Raw genomic sequence first — 21,465 nt, 5'->3', positions numbered from 1 at the left:
AGCGGGTATCGCCCGGGGGCAAGCGGCTACAATTGCGCGTTGCGTAGGCGGCCCCGCGCCGTCCTGATTCTCCCCCATCGATGGCCCCGCGGCCGCGGCCGACGCCATCCTTCGTCACACAGGAATTGCGCAGCATGATCATCGATTGCCACGGTCACTACACGACCTCGCCCGCCGCCCACAACCAATGGCGCGACCAGCAGAAGGCCAACTTCAAGGCCGGCGGCGACATCGACCCGGCCTATCCCGATATCTCCGACGACCAGATCCGCGAGACCATCGAGCAGAACCAGTTGCGCCTCTTGCGCGAACGCGGCGCCGACATGACCATTTTCTCGCCCCGCGCCTCCGCCATGGAGCCCCACGTCGGCAACGAGAACGTCAGCCAGGTCTGGGCCCGCCGTTCGAACGACCTGATCAAGCGCGTCATCGACCTGTACCCCGAGACCTTCATCGGCGTCTGCCAGCTTCCGCAGTCTCCCGGCGTGTCCATCGCCAGCTCCATCGCCGAGCTCGAGCGCTGCGTGACCGAGCTGGGCTTCGTCGGCTGCAACCTCAACCCCGACCCCTCGGGCGGCAGCTTCAGCGCCCCGCCGCTGACCGACCGCTCGTGGTATCCGTTCTTCGAGAAGATGGTCGAACTGGACGTGCCGGCCATGATCCACGTCTCGGGCTCGTGCAACTGCGCGATGCACGCCACCGGCGCCTACTACCTGGCCGCCGACACCATCGCCTTCATGCAATTCATCGAAGGCGACCTGTTCCGCGACTTCCCGACGCTGCGCTTCATCATCCCCCATGGCGGCGGCGCCGTGCCCTACCACTGGGGCCGCTACCGCGGGCTGGCCGACATGCTCAAGCGCCCGCCGCTGGCCGAGCACGTAATGAAGAACGTCTACTTCGACACCTGCGTGTACCACCAACCCGGCATCGACCTGATGTTCGAGGTCATCGACGTCGACAACATCCTGTTCGGCTCGGAAATGGTGGGCGCGGTGCGCGGCATCGATCCGCAGACGGGTTTCTACTTCGATGACACCAAGCGCTACATCGATGCGCTGGACATCCCGGCCGAAGACAAGCGCAAGGTGTTCGAACTGAACGCGCGCCGGGTCTATCCGCGCCTGGATGCTCAACTGAAGGCACGGGGACTGTAAACCGCGCTTCCTCCGGGATCCCTGCCCCGCCGACCTATACCTGTCAGGTATCGGTGGGGCAAACCCGCCATCTTTTCTCCATCGCTTCACCCCCTTACGCTTGCATCGGGCACAAGGGCGCGCTCATTCTTCCCGCGCGCCCCCACAATAGAGACAGGAATCCCCGATGCGCTACGTCCGCTTCCTCCACGACGGCACCCCCTACCTCGGCACCCGCGAGGGCAACAAGATCCGGATCCTGGGCGAGGAATCGATCGAATCCCTGCTGGCCGCCGGCACCGACCTCGAAACGTACGCCAGCACCCGCGGCGGCGGCAAGCTGCTGGACGAGGCCGACGTCGCCTACCTGCCCATCGTCGAACATCCCGCCAAGATCTTCTGCATCGGGCTCAACTACGCGGACCACACCAAGGAAAGCAAGTACGAGCAGCCCGCCTACCCCACCATCTTTCCGCGCTACGACACCAGCCTGGTCGGCCACGGCCAGCCCATCGTCCGCCCGCGCGTGTCCGACTCCCTGGACTTCGAGGGCGAGCTGGCGGTGGTGCTCAAGCGTGGCGGCCGGCACATCAGGAAGCAAGACGCGCTCGACTGCATCGCCGGCTATGCCTTGTTCAACGACGGCTCCGTGCGCGAATACCAGTTCCTGTCCCCGCAATGGACGGTGGGCAAGAACTTCGACGCCACCGGCGCCTTCGGCCCGGAACTCGTCACCGCCAGCGAAGTGCCGCCCGCGGCGCGCGGCCTGCGCCTGGAAACCCGCCTGAACGGCGAAGTGGTCCAATCGGCCAGCACCGACGACATGATCTTCGACATCCCCACGCTGATCAGCGTCATCAGCGAAGCGATCACGCTGGAACCCAGCGACGTCATCGTCACCGGCACCCCCGCCGGCATAGGCTGGGCCCGCACGCCCAAGCTGCTGATGCGCGCCGGCGACGTCTGCGAGGTATCGGTGACCGGCTTTGCCCCCCTGCGCAACCCGATCACCGACGAAGCCTGAACGTCCGGCCACGGCCGCACGACGGAGGAGACTCATGAGCACACAGACCCAGCATGGCGCGGGCGCCCGGCAAGCCGCGGTGCATTCCATCGACCACTACGCGCTGACGGTACCGGACCTGGCCGTGGCCCGCCATTTCCACGAAGCCTTCGGCCTCGCGGTAGAAAGCGAAGGCGATGGCCTGGCGCTGCGGGCACGGGACGGACACGTCTCGGCGCGCATCCACGCGGGCCCGCGCAAGGCGCTGGCCTATCTCAGCTTCAATTGCCATGCCGACGACCTGGCGGCCATCCGCGCCCGCCTGGACCAGGCCGGTGTCGCGATGACCGCCGACGCGCCGCGCGCCACCGCCGAAGGCGTCTGGTTCCACGACGTGGACGGCAACCTGATCCAGGTCAAGGCCGGCCCCAAGATCACGCCGGACGCCAAGAGCCCGCTCGACAACGTCCACGTGGGGGCCGACGCGCGCGGCGCCCGCTTCCGCAGCCAGGTCGCGCAGGTCCGCCCGCGCCGCCTGTCCCACGTGCTGCTGTTCACGCCCGACGTCTCGCGCGCGCTGGCCTTCTATGAAGAAACGCTGGGCCTGAGGTTGTCCGACCGGTCCGGCGAAGGCATCGCCTTCACCCACGCCCCGCACGGCTGCGATCACCATCTGGTCGCCTTCGCGCGCAGTTCGGCGCGCGGCTGGCACCACGCGGCCTGGGACGTGGCCAGCATCGACCAGGTCGGCCAGGGCGCGGCGCAGATGGCCGCCGCGGGCTACACGCGCGGATGGGGGACGGGACGGCACGTGCTGGGATCGAATTTTTTCCACTACGTGCGCGACCCATGGGGCTCGTACTGCGAGTTCTCGGCCGACATCGACTACATCTCGGCCGGACATGCATGGCCCTCGGGGGATTTCCCGCCCGCGGACAGCCTGTATCAATGGGGACCGGACGTGCCGCCGGACTTCATCCACAACACCGAGGCCTGATCCGGCATGCGTGCCGGTCGATACGATCGGCACGTCGCTTGTGGCCCCCGTCAAGCCAGGACGGCCACCCCGTCGGCGGCCCGCACCCCCTGCCCGCGCGGCAGCACGAACACGGGGTTGATCTCGGCTTCGACCAGCCTGTCCCCCAGTTGCGCGGCCATCTCCGAGAACGCCACGATCGCGTCCACCAGGCCCTCCACGTCGGCCGGCGGCCGGCCCCGGAACCCATCCAGCAGCGGCCAGCCTTTCAGCTCGCGCACCATGTCGGCGGCCTCCCGCCGGTCCAGGGCCCTGCCCGGCCTCGGCATGCGCAGGCTCGTGTCGTTGAAAAGCTCGGCAGCGATGCCCCCCATGCCCAGGAGAATGGCGTACCCCAGCGCATCCCGGCGCATGCCCAGGATCAGTTCCACGCCCGGTCCCACCATCTCCTGGACCAGATAGCGCTCGGGCCGGATGCCGGCACGAGATTCGACTTCCCGCGCCATGGACGCCAGGCGCGCTCCCACGGCCTCCGGCGCCAGGTCGACCGCCACGCCGCCCACGTCGCTCTTGTGCGTGATGGCGGCGGAAAGCATCTTGAGCACCACGCGTCCGCCCAGTTCGCGGGCCACCCGCTCCGCTTGCGCGGGCCCGTCCACGACCGACTCCCGCACGCACGGAATGCCGAACCGGGCGAACAGGCGCTTGGCCTCGTGCTCGTCCAGGGATCCGCGGGGCAGGCCCTCGACCGTGCCGGGTGGCAGGCCGCCTTCGTCCGCCTCCCCGCCGTCCCGCGCGCCGGCCTCCGACATGCCACGCAGCGCGGCGGCACAGCCCTCGGCGGCGGCGAACGCGGGCACGCCATGCCGGGTCAGCGCGCGCGCCACCTCGGGCGCATGCGGGCTCACGAAGCCGATCACGGGCTTGGGCGAATCGGCCAGGCAGTCGCGGATGGCGCCCGCCATCAACTCCGGCATGGCCAGACTGGACGAACCGGCGATGACGACCAGGGCATCGTAGCTCGGACTGCCCTGCAATACCCGGATCGCCCCCTTCAGGAGATCCGGCTTCAGGCCGGCCAGCGTAACGTCGATGGGATTGCGGTCCAAGACCGCGTGGTCGCCCGTCTGCAATGCGCGCAGCGCCTCGGCGGTCGGACCGTCGGGCGGCGGCGCCTCGAAACCCGCCATGCCCAGTTCGTCGGACACCAGCGTTCCCGCCCCGCCTGTCGAGGTCAGTATGGCCACGCGCCTGCCCGCCAGGCGCCGCCCCGTGGCCAGCGCCGAAGGAATGTCCAGCAGCTCGTCGAAAGTCCGGGCGCGTATCACGCCCACCTGCCTGAAGAAGGCGTCGTACATCCGGTCGGCTCCCGCCATCGCTCCCGTGTGCGAGATGGCGGCCCGCGCGCCCGCCTCGGAACGGCCGATCTTGAACGCGACCACGGGCTTGCCGGCGCGCGCGGCCTTCATCGCGGCCGCCCGGAATTTCTCCGGACGCCTGATCGTCTCCACGTACAGGGCGATCACGCGCGTCGCGTCGTCGCCGGCCAGATGGTCGACGAAATCGGCCAGGTCCAGGTCGGCCTCGTTGCTGGTCGATACCAGCTTCGACAGCCCGATGCCCCGCGCGTTGGCCCGCGACAGCAGCGCCCCCAGGATCCCCCCGCTCTGCGAGACCACGCCGACCGGCCCCACCTCGAAGTCCTCCATCTCCAGCGCGCCGCTGGCCGACAACACGATGCGGTCGGTCAGGTTGACCAGTCCGATGGTGTTCGGGCCGAGAATGCGCATGCCGCCCGCCGCCGCCAGCAACTGCTCCTGCCGGCGCGCGCCCTCGCCGCCGGTCTCGGTGTAGCCGCTGGCCAGCACGATGGCCGCGGCGGTACCGCGGGCCGCCAGCTCGCGCACGGCCAGGTGCGCCCGCTCCGCGCCCAGCAGGACGATGCCCACGTCGGGCACCTCGGGCAAGGCCGCCACCTCGGCGTAGCAAGGCAGCTCGCCGATATGGCTCGCCTTCGGATTCACCGGCAGGATGCGCCCCCGGTATCCGTGCTTGAGCAGATAGGAAACGGGACGGCCAGCGGTCTTGCCCGCGTCGGCCGAGGCCCCGACCACCGCGACGCTGCGCGGATTGAGAAGACGGGAGATGGCGTCCATCAAGCCTGCCCCCGGGACCCGCCCGCCGCCTTGTCCAGGAAAGCCATCACGGCCTCGCGGTGCTCGCTGCTGGTGTAGCAGATGCCCTGGGCCTGGCTGCCCTGGGCGAAGACCTGCGCGGCCGGCAGTTCGAAGGCCTGGTTGAGGATGGTCTTGCTCAACGCCAGCGCCGTCGCCGACCCCCGGCTCAGCTCCGCCGCCCAGGCCTGGGCCTCGGCCACCAGGGTCTCGGCCGAGGCCCGCCTGTCGACGATGCCCAGGCTTGCCGCCTCGTCCACATCCACCTTGCGCCCGCTGAAGATCAGGGCCTTGGCCATCGGCAGGCCCACGCGGCGGGGCAGGAAATACATGCCGCCGCCGTCCGGCACGATGCCGCGATGAATGTAGGACCACGAGAAGCTCGCCCATTCGCTGGCGACGATGAAGTCGCACGCCAGGGCGGTATCGGCCCCCAGCCCCGACGCCGCGCCGTTGACGGCGGCGATGGTCGGCTTGGGCATGGTGTGCAGCAAGGCCTGGGCGTGGTGCACCAGCTGCTGGCGGTGCCAGCCGTTGAAGGCGATCTCGCCCGTGGGGGCATTCATGCGCCGCTCCATGCCGGCGATGTCGCCTCCCGCGCAGAAGCCCTTGCCGGCGCCGGTCAGCACCAGCGCGCGAATGCCTCGGTCGGCCGCGACGTGCTCCAGCACATCGATCAGTTCGGTGCGCATGGCGTCGCTGATCGCATTGCGTTTCTCGGGCCGGTTCAGCGTCAGCGTCGCGATCGAGTCTTCGACCCGCATCGATATCAATGAATAAGTCATGGTGATTCCCGCATCCTTGCATGCAGCGCGCGGCCGCTCAATTGGGCTTGAGATGGTTTTCCCGGACGACCTTGCGCCAGCGCTTCTCTTCCGCCGCCACGTAGGCATCGAGTTCGGCCGGATCGCCCGCGCGGATGCCCAGCCCTTCCTTCTCGACCTTCTCCCGGAACTCCGCGCTTCGCGCCGCGCCCCTGGCCGCCTTGTTCAGGCGATCGACGATCTCGGCGGGCGTTCCGGCCGGCACGTACAACCCGTACCAGCTCTCGACCACGTAGCCGGGCACGGTGTCCCCGATCGGCGCCACGCCCTCGAAGGAAGGAGAAGGCTTGGCGCTCGTCACGCCCAGGGCGCGGAACCGTCCGCTTTCCACATAGCCCGACGTGGCCGCCGCCGTGCCGAACATCATGTCCACCTGCCCACCCAGCACGTCCGTGATCGCCGGACCCGCCCCCTTGTAGGGCACGTGGGTCAGCTCCACCTTGGCCAGGTTGCTGAACATCTCGCCGGCCAGGTGGGCGGAGGTCCCGATGCCCTGCGATGCATAGGTCAGTTTGCCCGGATTGGCCTTGGCGGCCGCCAACAGGTCCGCCATCGTCTTGTAGGGGCTCTCGGCACGGACGACCAGCACGTTGGGGCCCGCGCCGATCAGGATGACCGGCGCGAACGCCGTCTCGTGCGAGTACGGCAGCCTGGGCTGGAGACTGGGATTGACCGCATGGGCGAACGAGGCGATCAGGATGGTGTAGCCATCGGCCGGACTCTTGGCGACCGCATCGGTGCCTATCATCGTGCCGGCGCCGGGCTTGTTCTCCACGACGATGGGCTTGCCCAGGTCCTTGCCCATCTCCGCGCCCAGCGTGCGCGCGATCAGGTCCGTTCCACCGCCCGGCGAGAACGGCACGATCAGGCGGATGGGGCGTTCGGGATAGGCCGCCCACGCGGCATTGCCGGCCAGCAACATGCCGGCCAGCAGTCCCAGCACATGGCGGCGCGCCGCCATGCTCCTGGTTGAATCGGACATCGTCGTCTCCTGTAGGACCTCGGCGTTCGCGCCGGGTGGATCGTTCTCGTCGGCAAGGCTTGCCTGCCAGGGCGAAAGGTTAGGCGCGATGCCCTCGACGCGCATTTGCGAAATTCCAAGGAGTGGAACAAAATTTCCATCGATGCCGAGCGCGCCAACGGAGACAACCCGTGGAAGGTCCACGCAAACCAGGACGATCGCCCACCAACCGCTCGCTCGAACGGGGCGCCGAAATCCTGCGGGCATTCCGCCCGGGGTCGGCCACATTGGGCAACACGGAACTGGCCGAACGCAGCGGACTGTCGAAATCCACCGTCAGCCGGCTCACCCAGACACTGGTCCGCACCGGCCTGCTCCAGTTCGACGGCAACAGCCGGGCCTACCGGCTCGCCCCCGCCGTGCTCAGCCTGGCGCATGCGATGCGCACCGGGTCGCGCGTGCTGCAACTGGCCGCGCCCCGGATGCGGGCCCTGGCCGAGGCGAAGCGGATCAACGTGGGACTGGCGGCGCCGGACCGCGACGACATGGTCTACCTGGAATCGATACGCTATGCGCGCCGCGCGGCCTTGCGGCACGTCGTCTCGGGACAGCGCGTGCCCATGGAGCTGACCTCGCTGGGACGCGCGTATCTGGCGACGCTGAGCGAGGCGCAGCTCAAACCCTTGCTGGAAGCGTTCAAGCGGCGGCGTGGCCGGAACTGGCCGGCCCTGGCCCGGGAAATCGGCGAAGCGGGCAACAGCGTGCGCGCGCGGGGCTATTGCGCCGCGGCGTGGCAGCCGGAGGTGGTGGCGGTGGCGACGCCGCTGCGCATCGGCCACGACGTCTACGCGCTCAATGTCAGCACCTCGACCAGCGAGCCGCTGGCCAGCACCGCCCGGTCCCTGGCGGCCCCGCTGCTGGCCCTGGCCGAGGAAATACGCGAAGCCGTCGAGGACGACGCGTTCGCGCCGTGATGTCCGCGCCGGCGGTCAGCGCATCCGCGCCCTGCCCAGGGCCCCCGCCAGCAGCGGCCGCGCATCGGCCCCCGCGATTCCCCGCCAGGCGATATGGTGATCCGGCCGGATCAATACGCGCTCCGCGCCATAAAGCACGCGAACGGCGGCATCGTCGACCTCCAGCACCTCCAGGCCGATGCCGCACTCGTCCGCCGCCGCGCGCCACGCCTCGCGCTCGGACGCCGGCAGCGCGCCGAAGGCAAGCAGCGTGAAATCGCGCCCGAACAGGTCGAACAACACCTTGCCCCGCACGATGGCATGCGGCGCGCGCGATCCCGGCAAGGCCAGGGGTTCGTAGCGATTCGGATCGTCGTGGGAAGCGGGGCCGGACTCGGCCGCGACGATGGGACTGTCCAGGTAGCGTACGCCCAGTTGCAGGCCCGGGATGTTGAACTCGCTGGCCACGTGCGCGGCGAGCTGGCGGCCGAGTTCCGCCCGCGCCCGGGCGCCGGCCTCGCCGGCCGCCTCGATGTCCGCGCCGGCGCGCAGATTGCCGATGCTGTCCGCCATGCGGCGCGCGAAGGCCGTATTGCGCAGCGCCATGGGCCGGCGCTCGCGCTCGTAGCTGTCCAGCAGCGCGGGCGGTGCTTCGCCGCGGATCACCGCCGCCAGTTTCCAGCCCAGGTTCACCACGTCGTCGATCGAGGTGTTGTAGCCCATCCCTCCGGTGGGGGTGAAAAGGTGGGCGGCATCGCCCGCCAGGAACACCCGGCCCGCGCCCATCCTGTCCGCCACCAGCGTGTAGCCGGCCACCCACGGCAGGCGGTCGATCAGCTCGAAGTCGAACTCCCTGCCCACCACGGCATGCGCGGTGGCGACCGGATCGATGTCGCCGGGCGACTGCCCGGGGGCGAGTTGGACGGCCAGCAGGAAGGTCTCGATGCCGTCCACGGCGATCAGGAGCCCGCGCTGGCGCGCGTTCACGGCCCAGTATTGCCAGGCGGGCTGCTTGCCGATCGCGTCGTAGAGCCGCCTGGACCGGAAGTAGATGGACAGCATCTGGCCGCCGAAAAAATCGCGCTGCTCGCTGCCCTGTCCGGAGTACCCCACGCCCAGCGACTTGCGCACCAGGCTGCGGGGGCCGTCGCATCCGACGAGATAGCGCGCCGACAGCCGCCACGCCGGACCTCCGCCTTCAGGCTCGACCATGGCGGTGACACCCTGTTCGTCCTGCTCCACGGCCACCGCGCGCTGGCCCAGGCACAGCCGCACGCTCGGATACACCGCCGCGCGCCTGCGCAGCACCGGCTCGATCAGCATCTGCTGCACCCGGTGCGGCAGCTCGGGCGTGGGCCACGCATCGCTGCCGTAGTCCCCGGTATCGCCCGATCCGGCCTCGCCGCGCCGCGCCGCGTCACCGCGGCTCGGGATCCGGAAACGCGCCAGTTCGTGCTCCGCCAGCTGTGTGCAATAGACCACGTCCTGGGGATAGTCCAACGGCAGGCCCAGGGCCCGGATCTCGTCGGAAAAACCGCGCCGGCGATAGTGCTCCATGGTCCGGGCCGAGGTCGCGTTGGCCTTGGGAAAGGCCGGCGGATCGGCATCCTCTTCCAGGAGCACGCAGGGGATATCCCGGCACCCGAGTTCGATGGCCAGCATCAGGCCGGCCGGGCCGCCGCCGACGATGGCGACTTCTGTCTGCATGGTGTTCACGATGAGGCGTCCTTCAGTCCGTCGTCGCCCCCGTGCGCCGCACCATCTCGGCATAGCGGGGCGTGTCCTTGCGCATCCACTCGGACACGGCCGTGCCGGGAACGGCTGCGGGCACGAATCCGAACGTGGCCATCTTGGTCTTGATCTCGGGCACCTCCAGCGCCGCGCGCACCGCGCGCGAGATCGCGTCCACCCGTTCGGCCGGCGTGCCGGCCGGCGCCACCAGGGCAACCCAGGTGGAGGCATCCACGCCGCGCGGGCCGCCCGCCTCTTCCAGCGTGGGCACCTCGGGCAGCGCCGACGAACGCTGCCCGTCGGCCACCGCCAGCACCCGCAGTTTGCCGGCCTGGATCAAGGCGCCGGCGGTGGCATAGGAGCCCAGCGCCCAGGTCACATCGCCGTTGGCCACGGCCGCATACAGTTGCGCGGTGTCCTTGAACGGCACGTGCAGCATCTGCGTGCCCGTGGCCGCCTCCACCTGCGCGGCGCCCAGGTGGCCGGGACTGCCGACCGCCCACGAACCGTACGTCACCTTGCCCGGCGAGGCCTGCGCCGCCGCGACCAGCTCGGACACCGACTTGATCGGGCTGCCCCCGGAAACCACCACGAAGAACGACGTCCGATACAGTCCGCCGACCGGGACATAGTCCTTGACGGGGTCGTAGGGCAGCTTGCGGAACAGGCTGGGATTGATGGCCATGTGGCCCACGTCGACGACGCCCAGGTCGTAGCCGGTGGCGGCCGCGCGGCGCACGGCTTCCATCGAGATGAAGCCGTTGCCGCCCGGCCGGGGTTCCACCACGACGGGCTGGCCCCAGTCCTTGGACACCTGCTCGCCCACCATGCGGGCCACGGCGTCGGGTCCGCTGCCCGCCGGGAACGGGCTCAGCAGCCGCACCGGCCGGGAAGGAAAGGCGTCGGGCTGCGCCGCGCCGGCAGTCATTGGCTGCCATGCCAAGGCACAGAGCAGGGCCGCCGCGAATCTGGGTAGGGTCATCATCATGGGTCTCCGTGGGATTGTTGTGGTGCTTGTTGTGGGAGACGAGTCTAGGTAAGGACAGCGCTAACAGAAAGATGGCAAAATCCTCCCATCGATACCTGGGCGTTATCGACATGAAACTGCATCATCTACGTGACTTCGTCGCCATCGCCGACGCGCACAGCGTGCGCGGCGCCGCGCGGGCATTGGGCCTGGCCCAGCCCGCCCTGACCCGCAGCCTGCGCGAACTGGAAGGCGAACTGGGCACCCCCCTGCTCGAAAGACACGCGCGCGGGGTGGTCCTGACCCCCATCGGCCAGGCCTTCTATGGCCGCGCGCACGCCGCCATGGCCGAACTCCAGCGCGGCCGCGAGGAAGTCGCGCAGTTGCTGGGCACCCCCTCGGGCACCGTCACCGTCGGCCTGTCCAGCGCGGTCTGGCTGGCCATGGCGGCCCAGGCGCACCAGGGTTTCCGCAAGAAATATCCGGGTGTGCGGCTGCGCATGGTGGAAGGCTTCTTCTCCATGCTGGAAGGCCGCTTGCAGGACGGCACCCTGGATTTCTTCATCGGCCCCCGGCCCGCGCGCGCCATCGGCGATGGCTACAAGGTGGATCTGCTGTTCCACAACGACCGGGTGGTCGTGGGCCGCAAGGGCCATCCCCGGCGCCATGCCACGAGCCTGGCGGAGCTGGTCGGCGAGGACTGGATACTGACCGGTGTGCGCGAACGGGTCGAGGCGGAATTCGAGGATGCCTTCGCCAGCCAGGGCCTGCCCCCGCCCGTGCCCATGACCCAGGCCGAATCGATGGTGGGCGTCGCCGCGCTGCTCAGCTCTACCGACGCGCTGGCCATGCTGCCGCGGCAGTGGCTGCAGGCCCGGCTGTTCGATGGCGTGATCGAATCCATACCCGTGCGCGAACATATCGAGGGCCCCGACATCGTGCAGATCTCTCGCGCCGGCGTGCCCTTGACGCCGGCGGCGGCCCATCTGTCCACCCTGTTCGAACGCGTGGCGGTCTCGATGTGACCGCTGGCGTCATCCGCGCATGGCCCGCTGGCCGGAGGTCCGTGCGGACAAGGGCCCCCCGCAAAAGCGGGGTACCATGTTCACCTGCTTGTCGATATAACCCAGAAGACCCATGAAGCAAGAACCGACTTTGCGCGACGACAGCGCCCCTCGCCCGGAAAGCGACACCAGTTTCCTTTGGTCCGATGCCCGGCTGCTCGGCTTCCACCCCATGGACGAGTCGCACAAGGAGTTCTACGACGTCGCGTTCCGCCTGCTGACCTGTACCCAGGATTCCGCGCCCGCCGCGCTGGACGCGTTCGAGGAACACGTGAAAGCGCACTTCGGCCAGGAAGAAGAGTGGATGCGCACCACCGAATTTCCGCCGTCCGACTGCCACGTGCAGGAACACGAAGCCGTGATGAAATCCACCCGCGAGGTGCGCGAACTGTTCCTGAGCGGCCAGGCCGACGTGGCGCTGGTGCACGACTTCGCCCTGCACTTGTTCCAATGGTTCCCCGGCCACGCCGACTACCTGGACGCGGCGCTGGCCGCCTGGATGAGCAAGCGCGCCTATGGCGGCAAGCCCATCGTCCTGCGGCGCAAGACGTAAAGCGGGAAAACCGCCGCGCTACGCCAGCGGCGGCAGCAGGTTCATCAGCAGCACCATGACCAGGCCGACCACGGCCACGATGGACTGCACCACGGAAATCGTCTTCGTGGCCTCGCCCATGCTCATGCCGAAGGACTCCTTCACCATCCAGTAGCCGGCATGGTTCGCGTAGTTGAAGAACAGCGAACCGCAGCCGATCGACAGGGCCAACAGCGGCAGGTTCAGGGTGGGGTCCGCGCCGGCCAGGGGCGCCAGCAGGCCCGCGGCGCCCACGATACCCACCGTGGCCGAGCCGGTGGACACCGAGAGCAGCATGGAGATCATCCAGCCCAGCGCCAGCGGCGGCAGCGAAAAGGCCTGGGTCAGGTGCACGATGGCATCGCCCACCCTGGCATCGGTCAGCACCTGCTGGAACGCCCCGCCGCCCGCGATGATGAGCAGGATGCCCGCCACCGGCTTCAGGCTGGCCCCCAGGGAATCGCGCAGCTTCTCGGCATCCCCCTGCCGCGCGTAGACGAGCACGATGGCCGCGAACAGCACGCCGATCAGCATCGCGATGATGGGATTGCCCAGGAAGGCCGCCAGCTTGAACGCGAACGAGGCCTTGGGCACCAGCATTTCGGCCAGCGCATGCACCAGCATCAGGATGGCCGGCAACAAGGCCACCAGCACCCCCAGCCCGATCCCGACCGGGCGCCCGGGATCCGCCCGGCCCACCGAGAACTGGTCCACCAGCGCCTGGTCCGGACGCACCGCCAGCCGCGGCGCGATGAAGCGGGCGTAGACCGGGCCGCCCAGCACAATGGAAGGAATCGCCGCAATGAAGCCGTAGATCATGGTGGCGCCCACGCTGGTCTTGAGCGTGGCGATGGCGGTCAACGGCCCGGGGTGCGGCGGCACCATGCCATGCATGGACGCCAGCGCGGCGATCACCGGCACCCCCACGTAGACATAGGCGGAGCCGTTGATGGCCTTGCGCTCCTCCAACTTGCGCGCAACGCTGAAGATCAGCGGCAGCAGCACCACCAGCCCCACCTCGAAGAACATCGGGATGCCGACGATGAAGGCCACCAGCGCCATGGCCCACGGGATGCTGGATGGCGAGGCCTTCTCCAGGATGACCCCGGCCAGCCCGTCCGTGACGCCCGTGTCCGCCAGGACCTTGCCCAGCATCGCGCCCAGGGCGATGACGACGCCCACCGCCCCGAGGGTCTTGCCCGCCCCGTTGGTGATGGCCTTGACCAGGGTGTCGGGCGACATGCCGGTGGCGAACCCCACGCCCACGCACACCACCAGCAGGGCCAGCAGGGGGTGCAGCCGCAGCCGCGACACGATGAGTCCGACCAGCGCCAGCACGCTGATCAAGGCGGCCACCAGGAGCTGGATGTCGTTGTGGGTCATGGTTTTCCTGTGGATGTCGGGAGCCGTAGGAAAGATCTTGCGCCGCTGCCCAGTCTATACGAAACCGCCCCGGGGGGAGGCCCCTCCCCCGTGCCGGCGGGGGCGCCCGGCGCCATGGATAGCTGAGATAATGGCACGGTCATCTTGCCGGATCCGACATGCCATGCAATTCCATCTGAACGGGTTCAAACCCGGCGACCCCGGGATCTCCGAGCCCGTTGGACAAGCCGCGGGCCCGCGCATCGACGCGCTGCCCGGGGAGGTCGATATCCTGATCGTGGGCAGCGGCCCCACCGGACTGACCCTGGCCACGCAACTGGCGGCCTTTCCCGACATCAAGACCTGCATCGTCGAACAAAAACCCGGCCCGCTGCAACTGGGACAGGCCGACGGCATTGCCTGCCGCACGGTCGAAATGTTCGAGGCCTTCGACTTCAGCCAGCGGGTGCTGAAAGAAGCCTATTGGGTCAACGAGACCTCCTTCTGGAAACCGGACGACAGCCAGCGCGACCACATCGTCCGCAGCGGCCGCATCCAGGACACCGAAGACGGGCTTTCCGAGTTCCCCCATGTGATCCTGAACCAGGCCCGCGTCCACGACTTCTACCTGGACGCCATGCGCAATGCGCCGTCCCGGCTCCAGCCCCACTACTCGCGCCGCCTGCTGGACCTGGCCGTCGCGGACCCCCCTGCCGGCGGCGTGCCCAGCCATCCGGTCACGGCGCGCTTCGAACGCGCCGACCCCGGGCACGAAGGCGAGATCGAAACCGTGCGCGCCCGCTTCGCGGTCGGCTGCGACGGCGCCCACAGCGTGGTGCGCAAATCGCTCGGCCGCGCGCTGCGCGGCGAATCGGCCAACCAGGCCTGGGGCGTGATGGACGTGCTGGCCGTGACCGACTTCCCCGACATCCGCATCAAGTCGGCCATCCACTCGGCCGGCGAAGGCAGCGTTCTGATCATCCCGCGCGAGGGCGGCTATCTCGTGCGCCTGTACATCGAGCTCGACAAGCTGAACGAGAACGAGCGCGTCGCCAGCCGGCAGATCACCTCCGACCGCCTGATCGCCGCCGCCCGGCGCATCCTGCACCCCTACACCCTGGACGTGAAGGAAGTCGCGTGGTGGTCCGTGTACGAGATCGGCCAGCGCCTGTGCGACAAGTTCGACGACGTGCCCGAGCAGGAGGAGCATGCCCGCCTGCCCCGCGTGTTCATCGCCGGCGATGCCTGTCACACGCACAGCCCCAAGGCCGGCCAGGGCATGAACGTCTCGATGCAGGACGGCTTCAACCTGGGCTGGAAGCTCGCCTCCGTCCTGCGTGGCCAGAGTACGCCCCAGATCCTGCATACCTATTCCAAGGAACGCCAGACCGTCGCCCAGGAACTGATCGACTTCGATCGTGAGTTCGCCAAGATGTTCAGCGCCGCCCCCAGGGATCCATCCAGGGACGACAGCGAAGGCATCGACCCGGCCGAGTTCCAGCGCTACTTCGTCAAGCAGGGCCGCTTCACCGCCGGCACCGAGACCCGCTACTACCCGTCCGTCATCAGCGCCGAACCCACCCACCAGGAACTGGCGCGCGGCCTGGCCATCGGCATGCGCCTGCACTCCGCGCCGGTCATCCGCCTGGCCGACGCCAAGCCCATGCACCTGGGCCACGCGGTCAAGGCCGACGGCCGCTGGCGCGTGTTCGCCTTCGCCGATGGCGCGGATCCCGCCGAGCCGTCCTCGGCCATCGGCGGCTTGTGCCGCTTCCTGGCCGAATCAACGCACTCGCCGGTCAGGAAATACACCCCCGCCGGCGCCGATACCGACGCCGTGATCGACGTGCGCGCCGTTTTCCAGCAAGGCCATCGCGCGCTGGCGCTCGAAGCCATGCCTGCCTTCCTGCTGCCGCGCAAGGGACGCTACGGCCTGATCGACTACGAGAAGATATTCTGCCCCGACCTCAAGAGCGGCCAGGACGTCTTCGACATGCGCGGCATCGACCGCCGGCGCGGCTGCCTGGTCATCGTGCGGCCCGACCAATATGTCGCCCACGTGCTGCCGCTCGACGCCCATGCGGAACTGGCGGGGTTCTTCGACGGCTTCATGGTGGAAGCGGGCTAGGACGACGGCGGCGCGCCACCGGCTACATCATGGAAGCCACGCCCTGGATCAGATAGACGGTTCCGATGCCCAGCACGATCGTCCGGGTCCAGCGGCGGAACTGCGCGTCGGTGATGCGTTCCAGCACGGCCCGGCTCAATGACGTGCCGGCGACGGCGCATCCGATCAGCACCCCCCAGTGCCACCACTGCGCCGACAGTTCGGCCGCGCCCAGCGCGCCGCCGAAATACGCCAGCTTGGAGGTATGCCCCAGCACCTGGCAGGTCGCCTTCGTCGCCACCACGGTCCGGCGATCCATGCCGGTCGAGCGCACGAAGAAGATATCCAGCAGCGGCCCCGTGACGCCACTCAGCAGGTGCATGACCTGGCACACGAAGCCGCATATCTCGGCGGCCATGCGCCGCTCTGCCTGAGGCGCCAGGCGGGCCGGCACGGCCAGCGCGATGAAGGGACTCAGCCCCAGGACGATCAGCGCCAGGCTGCGGCTAGGAACGAACCGGACGCTGAACATCAGCGCGAAGGCGACGGCGGCCCCCATGGCGAACCGCCCCACGATCCGCCAATCGGTATGAGCGCGCCACAGCACCGCGCGCCAGGCGTTCGACGCCAGCAAGGCCACGCTTTGCACGACCATGGCCGCCGTGACCGGCATCAGCAACAGCAATGCGCCCATCAGCACCATGCCGCCCGCCATGCCGAACACGCCCGACAGGAACGAGGCGAACACGGTCAACAAGCTGACGATGGCGAAAATTCCAGCCGTCATGGCTGCTCCCCCAGTGGGAACCGTTGTATTACGGTTCTTTTTTTCGCCGGGGAGTATAGCCCCCGTCGCGGGAACGCTTGACCACGCCGGTTTTCTTGTTCTACGATTCGTATCAGCATTTTATACGTTGTATTGAATATTGATACGACCAAGACAAGAAAGGGAGTAAGCAAGTGTCCAAGCATCTCTTGAAGCTGGCAGTGCTGTACTGGGGGTTGGCGGCACCGCTGGCCGCCGTCCACGCGGAAGGTTTTCCCAACAAGCCGATCCGTCTCGTCGTGCCCTTCGCCCCCGGCGGCGGCACCGACTCGGTGGCCCGCCTGCTTTCCAAACGGATCACCGAACGCACGGGCCAGCCCGTGGTGGTCGAGACCCGCGTCGGCGCGGGGGGCGCGATCGGCGCGGCGCTGGTGGCCAAGGCGCCCGCCGATGGCTACACCCTGCTGCTGACGGTCACCGGTCCGATCACGATCATCCCGAACGTCAATCCCAATGTCGGATACAAGACCAGCGACCTCGCCCCGGTGGCGATCGCCTACCGTTCACCGTTCATGGTCATGGTCGGCACGGACTCGCCGTACCAGTCCCTGGGCCAGTTGCTGGCGGACGGGCGCAACAAGCAGCCGGCACCGTCCTACGGCTCGTCGGGCATAGGCGCGCTCTCGCACCTGGTCTCTGAACTGATCAACCAGCAGGCCGGCACCCATTTCAACCACGTCCCCTACAAGGGCTCCCAGGACACGCTCTACGCGATGGTCCGCGGCGACGTCCAGTGGGGCCTGCAAAGCGCCGCCGACGCCCGGAGCTTTCTCGCCGCCGGCAAGCTGCGGCCGCTGGCGGTGTTGAGCAAGGAACGGTCCGCCCGCATGCCCGACGTCCCCACGCTGGAAGAATCGGGGATACACGGCGTGGACCTGGACCTCTGGTTCGGCCTGTTCGCGCCGGCGGCCACCCCTTCGGCGACGGTGCACAGCCTGAACACGCTGGTCAACGAGATCCTGGCCGAACCGGAAATCGCCAAGCGCCTGCAGGAACTGGGAGGCCAGGCCCCGACGGACGCGAACACGCCGGAAATCGTGAAAAAGACCATCGATCGCGAGGTGCAGAGTTTCGGAGCCGTCGCGCGCGCCATCAAACTGAAGCTGGAATGAGGTTTGCCCGGACCTTTTCATTCCAATAATATGTCCCTCGTATCAACATTTGATATAGGGAAACATGGATAAGACCGTAGTCAAGGCGCTGTCGATTCTGGAAACACTGTCGAATTCGGATCGCCCGCGCGGCGTGACGGAACTGGCCGCGGAAGTGGACATGACCAAGGCCAACGTCCATCGCCTGCTCCGTACCCTGCTGACCTTGGGCTATGTGAGCCAGAACGAAGCGTCCGCGTATCAGCTGTCGCTCAAGATGTGGGAACTGGGATCGCGCAGGGTGGCCAGCCTCGACCTAATCGACGTCGCCAAGCCCGTGGTGCGCCAGTTGTGTGCCCAGGTCAATGAGTCGGTGCAACTGCTGGTTCCGGAAAAGCTTTCCGTCGTATGCGTCGACAAGGCGGAAAGCGCACAGCCGCTTCGGGCTACCACGGTGGTCGGCAGCCGCGTGCCGATCCACGCGGTGTCCGGAGGCAAGGCCGTACTGGCTTTCTCGCCGGAGGTCGCCGCGGCGCTGGCCTATCCGCTCGAGGCCTACACCTCGTCCACCATCACCAGCCAGGCGGCGATGGAAGACGAAATGGCCTACGCGCGGGAACACGGGTATGCCATCAATCGCGGCGAGTGGCGGCCCGGCATCTGGGGAATCGCGGCGCCCATCTACAACGCGCAAAGCAAGGTGACAGGCGCCATTTGTGTCTGGGGCGCCGAAACGCGAATGAGCGGCGAAGCCACGGCCCGTCTGGGCGCGTGTGTCGCTGCCGCGGCAGCCAGGATATCCGGCGACCTGGGCTGCGTAAACGCCGGTGTGACATAAGCGGGCAAGTCGATGTCCCGCGCTTGAGTTGGAGAGAAGTGGATGAGCAAAGTCGTGGACCTGCTACTTGTCGGCGGATCGGTCTATTCGAACGGCAATCTGGTGGAAGCGTCGGTAGGCATCGAAGACGGAAGCATCGCGTTTCTGTCCGCGGAGGGTTGGGCGCCCGCCGCCCGCCGCACCCTGGACATGCGGGGCAAGATCCTGGTGCCGGGCTTCATCGACACCCACGTCCATTTCCGCGACCCGGGACTGACCTACAAGGAAGACTTCTGGACCGGCACCCAGGCGGCGGCGGCCGGAGGCGTCACGACGGTCGTCGACATGCCGAACAACAAGCCCGCCCTCCTGACGCGCGACCGTTTCCGCGCCAAGCGCGACTCGGTCGGTGAACGCGCCCTGGTCGACTACGCCCTCTACGCCGGCGCGACCAACCTGGCCGAAATCCCGGGCATGGTCGAGGAAGGCGCCATCGGGGTGAAGATCTTCATGGTGGCGGATCCGAAATCCCACTACCCCCACGATCCCGAGCTGTTCACGGGCGACGCCGGGGAACTCTACGACACGCTGCGGCTGGCGCGCGACCTGGGCGTCTATTGCGCCGTGCATCCGCAGAACCAGCAGTTGTTCACGCACGAATCCCGGAAACGCTGGGCAGCCGGCACGACCGGCCCCCGGGATTTCCTCGAAGCGTATTTCGGCGAGAACTTCGTGGGGGACCATACCGCGATCTCCACGCTGATCGAAATGAGCCGCGCGTCCTCCGCCCGCACCCACATTCTCCATGTGCGCACGGAACGCAGCCTGCGCATGATCCAGGAGGCGGCCGGCGAAGGCGTCCCGGTCTCCTCCGAGGTGAATCCCAAATACATGCTGCTGGGCGAGGAAGACATGGCCCGGCTGGGACCGCTGTCCACGCCCTATGGGTTGCCGCTGGCGCATCGCGATGCGCTGCTCGATTGCCTGGGCCGCGGGCTGGTCACCGTGCTGGCCACGGATCATGCGCCGCACACCCGCGAAGAACTCGAACCGGGATGGCAGGACGCCTGGAGCATCCCCTTCGGCAATCCTCAGCTCGATCACGTCAGCGCGGTCATGCTTACCCTGGTCAGCCAGGGACGCCTCACGCTGAAAACCCTGGTCGACACCATGTCCGTGAACCCGGCAAGGCTGCTGGGGCTGCACCCCCGCAAGGGCGTCCTGCAGCCCGGCGCCGACGCGGACATCGCGGTCATCGACATGGCCCGCGCCGGCGTCCTGACAGACGAAGAGTGCTACACCAAGGTCAAGTGGTCGCCCTACTCCGGCCGTGCTTACTCGGGCCGCGTCGTGATGACGATCTGCGGCGGCCGCATCGTGATGCAGGATGGTGTCGTCTCCGGTGAGCCGGGCGCGGGCCGCTTCTTGCGCAACACCGTCGCGGCGACCGTCTGAAGGAGAACATGATGGAAGATTCAAAGCCTGTGCGTGAAACCCGACCCGCCACTGGCATGGCCAGCGCGGTGGCGATCCTGTCCGATGCCCGCCGGCGCTGCCTGGAGCTGGATATCACGTCCGAGCAACTGGGTGGGTTGCTGCTGGACGAGGCCATGCTGGCCTGGCTGATGTCGGACTGGTCGGAGCGCGATGTCCGGCGCAAGCTGATGGAGGCGATGGGGCAGGACGTCAAGACCTGGTACGCACGGGCGCGCGTCGCCACCGGCCAGTGCGATTGCGTGCAAGAGGTCCATCTGGCGGGGCTCCTGGAAATGGAGGAGGCCGACAACCCGCGTCCCCCGGTCCTGCAAGGGCCGGCGGCCGGCTCCTCCGCGTTCGCACGCATGGCGACCTGACCCTGGCGTCCGTTCGCCGCCATGCACGAAGGACGGCGAACGGACAGCCTGCCCCCCCCGGGGGACTCAATCCAGCACCGCGACGGCCTCCACCTCGATCAGGAAGTCTTCCTTCACCAGGCGATCGATCATCAGCAAGGTGTTGGGCGGATAGACGCCATCCTTGAACAACGACGGAAACAGCTCCTTGCGCAGGACCATGAAGGCATCGATGTCCTGGCTGTGGACCAGGTAGGTCGTGAACTTCGCCACCCGGTCGAAGCCGACGCCCATGCCCGCGAGCACATCCCCGAGATTCTTGAATACCTGCCCGAACTGGGCGGCGAAGTCGTGCTTTCCCACCACCGCCCCGCCCGCGTCCACGGACAGCTGTCCGGCGATGAAGGCGATACGGCCACCGTTCGCCACGCCGGCATGCGAATACAACCCCTGGGCCGGGGCCGTCCCCTTGGGGTTCTCATAGCGGACTTCAGCCATCTTCTCTCCTTGGTTTGCGGCGGCCCCGCGCGGGGCCCCTTTTTGCATGTTCAGATCGGCACGCCGATGTTCCACAGCACCGTGTCGCGATTCACGAGGTGCACGACCTTGCGCCGGATCATCCATTCCTCCTGCAACCTGACCAGCTCGTGCAGGTAGACGCCGCCGAAGGTGCGCTGTTCGCGCAGCCGGTGCTCGAACATCACGAACTTGGTCCGCACCGACATCGTGTCCGGGCCGCACGCCTCGACCATGGGCGTGGACAACACGCGCACCTGCCGGGCGGGAGGATTCTGCGAGAACATCTTCGGATGTCCGAGCCGCCACACCCGGTCCTCCATGATCGAGCGGTCGTCGTAGAACAGCGAGACCCGCCGCAACGGATCGCTGTCGCCATGGTCGGCCGGCACCCAGTACAGCGCATCCTGCGTGAACAGCCCCAGCCAGGCCTCCAGGGCCCGCTCGTCCAGCAGATCGGCCTCGTGCATGAGCAAGGCCACGATCGCCGCCGGCGCCGCGGACAACCGGAGCGGGATGGCGGATGGGGCCTCCGCCGCGGGAGAAGTCGCCAT

At 68.1% G+C, this 21,465-nt stretch carries 20 protein-coding genes; 11 read left to right on the top strand and 9 right to left on the bottom strand.

The annotated features are described in order from the left end of the window. Positions 1-134 precede the first annotated feature (134 nt). From AC1Q6E_RS13010 to AC1Q6E_RS13000, 3 genes are all read left to right on the top strand, one after another. On the top strand, positions 135-1,157 hold the full coding sequence (locus AC1Q6E_RS13010) for an amidohydrolase family protein (protein ID WP_152792696.1): 1,023 nt from the start codon (positions 135-137) through the stop codon (positions 1,155-1,157). A gap of 166 nt (positions 1,158-1,323) precedes the next feature. Then, positions 1,324-2,160 carry a fumarylacetoacetate hydrolase family protein gene (locus AC1Q6E_RS13005; RefSeq protein WP_492572883.1) on the top strand — a complete coding sequence of 279 codons (837 nt, stop codon included), beginning with the start codon at positions 1,324-1,326 and terminating at the stop codon, positions 2,158-2,160. A gap of 34 nt (positions 2,161-2,194) precedes the next feature. Then, positions 2,195-3,136 (top strand): VOC family protein, encoded by a 942-nt coding sequence (locus tag AC1Q6E_RS13000; RefSeq protein ID WP_492572882.1) that lies wholly within the window; start codon positions 2,195-2,197, stop codon positions 3,134-3,136. 50 nt (positions 3,137-3,186) lie between these two features. Here the strand turns inward: AC1Q6E_RS13000 and AC1Q6E_RS12995 are convergent, their stop codons facing one another. The 3 genes from AC1Q6E_RS12995 to AC1Q6E_RS12985 are packed head-to-tail and all read right to left on the bottom strand — an operon-like array spanning position 3,187 to position 7,095. Next, entirely contained in the window at positions 3,187-5,271 is a 2,085-nt protein-coding gene (locus tag AC1Q6E_RS12995) for an acetate--CoA ligase family protein (protein WP_492572881.1), read from the bottom strand. Continuing rightward, positions 5,271-6,074, bottom strand: coding sequence for an enoyl-CoA hydratase/isomerase family protein (locus tag AC1Q6E_RS12990; protein WP_492572880.1), 804 nt, complete (start codon positions 6,072-6,074; stop codon positions 5,271-5,273). Before AC1Q6E_RS12990 ends, AC1Q6E_RS12995 begins: the two co-directional genes overlap by 1 nt. A 37-nt stretch (positions 6,075-6,111) precedes the next feature. Further along, a complete protein-coding gene (locus AC1Q6E_RS12985) occupies positions 6,112-7,095 on the bottom strand; it encodes a tripartite tricarboxylate transporter substrate binding protein (protein WP_492572879.1) in 984 nt (327 codons plus the stop codon). A 170-nt stretch (positions 7,096-7,265) separates the two neighbouring features. Between AC1Q6E_RS12985 and AC1Q6E_RS12980 the strand changes: the two genes are divergently transcribed. Continuing rightward, positions 7,266-8,048 carry an IclR family transcriptional regulator gene (locus AC1Q6E_RS12980; RefSeq protein WP_296560691.1) on the top strand — a complete coding sequence of 261 codons (783 nt, stop codon included), beginning with the start codon at positions 7,266-7,268 and terminating at the stop codon, positions 8,046-8,048. Between the two features lie 15 nt (positions 8,049-8,063). On the opposite strand, the gene AC1Q6E_RS12975 is transcribed toward AC1Q6E_RS12980, so the two are convergent. Both AC1Q6E_RS12975 and AC1Q6E_RS12970 read right to left on the bottom strand, forming a co-directional pair. Beyond that, positions 8,064-9,734: an FAD-dependent monooxygenase gene (locus AC1Q6E_RS12975; RefSeq protein WP_492572878.1), complete on the bottom strand. Its 1,671-nt coding sequence runs from the start codon at positions 9,732-9,734 to the stop codon at positions 8,064-8,066. A gap of 22 nt (positions 9,735-9,756) precedes the next feature. Next, a complete protein-coding gene (locus tag AC1Q6E_RS12970) occupies positions 9,757-10,746 on the bottom strand; it encodes a Bug family tripartite tricarboxylate transporter substrate binding protein (RefSeq protein ID WP_296560695.1) in 990 nt (329 codons plus the stop codon). 110 nt (positions 10,747-10,856) lie between these two features. On the opposite strand from AC1Q6E_RS12970, the gene AC1Q6E_RS12965 reads away from it, so the two are divergent. Next, positions 10,857-11,750 (top strand): LysR substrate-binding domain-containing protein, encoded by an 894-nt coding sequence (locus AC1Q6E_RS12965; RefSeq protein WP_152792702.1) that lies wholly within the window; start codon positions 10,857-10,859, stop codon positions 11,748-11,750. A gap of 112 nt (positions 11,751-11,862) precedes the next feature. Beyond that, entirely contained in the window at positions 11,863-12,342 is a 480-nt protein-coding gene (locus AC1Q6E_RS12960) for a hemerythrin domain-containing protein (protein WP_152792703.1), read from the top strand. Positions 12,343-12,360: 18 nt separating this feature from the next. Here the strand turns inward: AC1Q6E_RS12960 and AC1Q6E_RS12955 are convergent, their stop codons facing one another. Continuing rightward, positions 12,361-13,743 carry a GntP family permease gene (locus AC1Q6E_RS12955; protein ID WP_152792704.1) on the bottom strand — a complete coding sequence of 461 codons (1,383 nt, stop codon included), beginning with the start codon at positions 13,741-13,743 and terminating at the stop codon, positions 12,361-12,363. A 163-nt stretch (positions 13,744-13,906) separates the two neighbouring features. On the opposite strand from AC1Q6E_RS12955, the gene AC1Q6E_RS12950 reads away from it, so the two are divergent. Next, entirely contained in the window at positions 13,907-15,850 is a 1,944-nt protein-coding gene (locus AC1Q6E_RS12950; protein WP_492572877.1) for an FAD-binding monooxygenase, read from the top strand. A 22-nt stretch (positions 15,851-15,872) separates the two neighbouring features. On the opposite strand, the gene AC1Q6E_RS12945 is transcribed toward AC1Q6E_RS12950, so the two are convergent. Next, complete coding sequence (locus tag AC1Q6E_RS12945) at positions 15,873-16,616, bottom strand: sulfite exporter TauE/SafE family protein (protein ID WP_152792706.1); 744 nt, start codon at positions 16,614-16,616, stop codon at positions 15,873-15,875. A 173-nt stretch (positions 16,617-16,789) separates the two neighbouring features. Here AC1Q6E_RS12945 and AC1Q6E_RS12940 point away from each other — a divergent pair, with 173 nt between their 5' ends. The 4 genes from AC1Q6E_RS12940 (at position 16,790) to AC1Q6E_RS12925 (ending at position 20,416) form a co-directional block, all read left to right on the top strand. Then, complete coding sequence (locus tag AC1Q6E_RS12940; protein WP_152792707.1) at positions 16,790-17,767, top strand: Bug family tripartite tricarboxylate transporter substrate binding protein; 978 nt, start codon at positions 16,790-16,792, stop codon at positions 17,765-17,767. A gap of 64 nt (positions 17,768-17,831) precedes the next feature. Beyond that, positions 17,832-18,584, top strand: a complete 753-nt coding sequence (locus AC1Q6E_RS12935) for an IclR family transcriptional regulator (protein WP_152792708.1) — start codon at positions 17,832-17,834, stop codon at positions 18,582-18,584. Between the two features lie 42 nt (positions 18,585-18,626). Next, complete coding sequence (locus tag AC1Q6E_RS12930; RefSeq protein WP_152792709.1) at positions 18,627-20,018, top strand: dihydroorotase; 1,392 nt, start codon at positions 18,627-18,629, stop codon at positions 20,016-20,018. A gap of 8 nt (positions 20,019-20,026) precedes the next feature. Continuing rightward, positions 20,027-20,416, top strand: coding sequence for a hypothetical protein (locus AC1Q6E_RS12925; RefSeq protein WP_152792710.1), 390 nt, complete (start codon positions 20,027-20,029; stop codon positions 20,414-20,416). 66 nt (positions 20,417-20,482) lie between these two features. Here AC1Q6E_RS12925 and AC1Q6E_RS12920 read toward each other — a convergent pair whose 3' ends face one another. Together AC1Q6E_RS12920 and AC1Q6E_RS12915 are read right to left on the bottom strand one after the other, a co-directional pair. Next, a complete protein-coding gene (locus AC1Q6E_RS12920) occupies positions 20,483-20,893 on the bottom strand; it encodes a RidA family protein (RefSeq protein WP_152792711.1) in 411 nt (136 codons plus the stop codon). Between the two features lie 50 nt (positions 20,894-20,943). After that, a complete protein-coding gene (locus AC1Q6E_RS12915) occupies positions 20,944-21,465 on the bottom strand; it encodes an aromatic-ring-hydroxylating dioxygenase subunit beta (RefSeq protein WP_492572876.1) in 522 nt (173 codons plus the stop codon).

The sequence above is a fragment of the Pigmentiphaga sp. MLSB6-MA01 genome (assembly GCF_058793475.1).
This window is presented reverse-complemented; position numbering and strand designations above follow the sequence as displayed.

Bases quoted from the DNA above. Each gene is read 5' to 3' on its own strand.
- AC1Q6E_RS13010 (WP_152792696.1), top strand. From the start codon at position 135: ATGATCATCGATTGCCACGGTCACTACACGACCTCGCCCGCCGCCCAC.
- AC1Q6E_RS13005 (WP_492572883.1), top strand. From the start codon at position 1,324: ATGCGCTACGTCCGCTTCCTCCACGACGGCACCCCCTACCTCGGCACC.
- AC1Q6E_RS13000 (WP_492572882.1), top strand. From the start codon at position 2,195: ATGAGCACACAGACCCAGCATGGCGCGGGCGCCCGGCAAGCCGCGGTG.
- AC1Q6E_RS12995 (WP_492572881.1), bottom strand. From the start codon at position 5,271: ATGGACGCCATCTCCCGTCTTCTCAATCCGCGCAGCGTCGCGGTGGTC.
- AC1Q6E_RS12990 (WP_492572880.1), bottom strand. From the start codon at position 6,074: ATGACTTATTCATTGATATCGATGCGGGTCGAAGACTCGATCGCGACG.
- AC1Q6E_RS12985 (WP_492572879.1), bottom strand. From the start codon at position 7,095: ATGTCCGATTCAACCAGGAGCATGGCGGCGCGCCGCCATGTGCTGGGA.
- AC1Q6E_RS12975 (WP_492572878.1), bottom strand. From the start codon at position 9,734: ATGCAGACAGAAGTCGCCATCGTCGGCGGCGGCCCGGCCGGCCTGATG.
- AC1Q6E_RS12970 (WP_296560695.1), bottom strand. From the start codon at position 10,746: ATGATGATGACCCTACCCAGATTCGCGGCGGCCCTGCTCTGTGCCTTG.
- AC1Q6E_RS12965 (WP_152792702.1), top strand. From the start codon at position 10,857: ATGAAACTGCATCATCTACGTGACTTCGTCGCCATCGCCGACGCGCAC.
- AC1Q6E_RS12960 (WP_152792703.1), top strand. From the start codon at position 11,863: ATGAAGCAAGAACCGACTTTGCGCGACGACAGCGCCCCTCGCCCGGAA.
- AC1Q6E_RS12955 (WP_152792704.1), bottom strand. From the start codon at position 13,743: ATGACCCACAACGACATCCAGCTCCTGGTGGCCGCCTTGATCAGCGTG.
- AC1Q6E_RS12950 (WP_492572877.1), top strand. From the start codon at position 13,907: ATGCAATTCCATCTGAACGGGTTCAAACCCGGCGACCCCGGGATCTCC.
- AC1Q6E_RS12945 (WP_152792706.1), bottom strand. From the start codon at position 16,616: ATGACGGCTGGAATTTTCGCCATCGTCAGCTTGTTGACCGTGTTCGCC.
- AC1Q6E_RS12935 (WP_152792708.1), top strand. From the start codon at position 17,832: ATGGATAAGACCGTAGTCAAGGCGCTGTCGATTCTGGAAACACTGTCG.
- AC1Q6E_RS12930 (WP_152792709.1), top strand. From the start codon at position 18,627: ATGAGCAAAGTCGTGGACCTGCTACTTGTCGGCGGATCGGTCTATTCG.
- AC1Q6E_RS12925 (WP_152792710.1), top strand. From the start codon at position 20,027: ATGATGGAAGATTCAAAGCCTGTGCGTGAAACCCGACCCGCCACTGGC.
- AC1Q6E_RS12920 (WP_152792711.1), bottom strand. From the start codon at position 20,893: ATGGCTGAAGTCCGCTATGAGAACCCCAAGGGGACGGCCCCGGCCCAG.
- AC1Q6E_RS12915 (WP_492572876.1), bottom strand. From the start codon at position 21,465: ATGGCGACTTCTCCCGCGGCGGAGGCCCCATCCGCCATCCCGCTCCGG.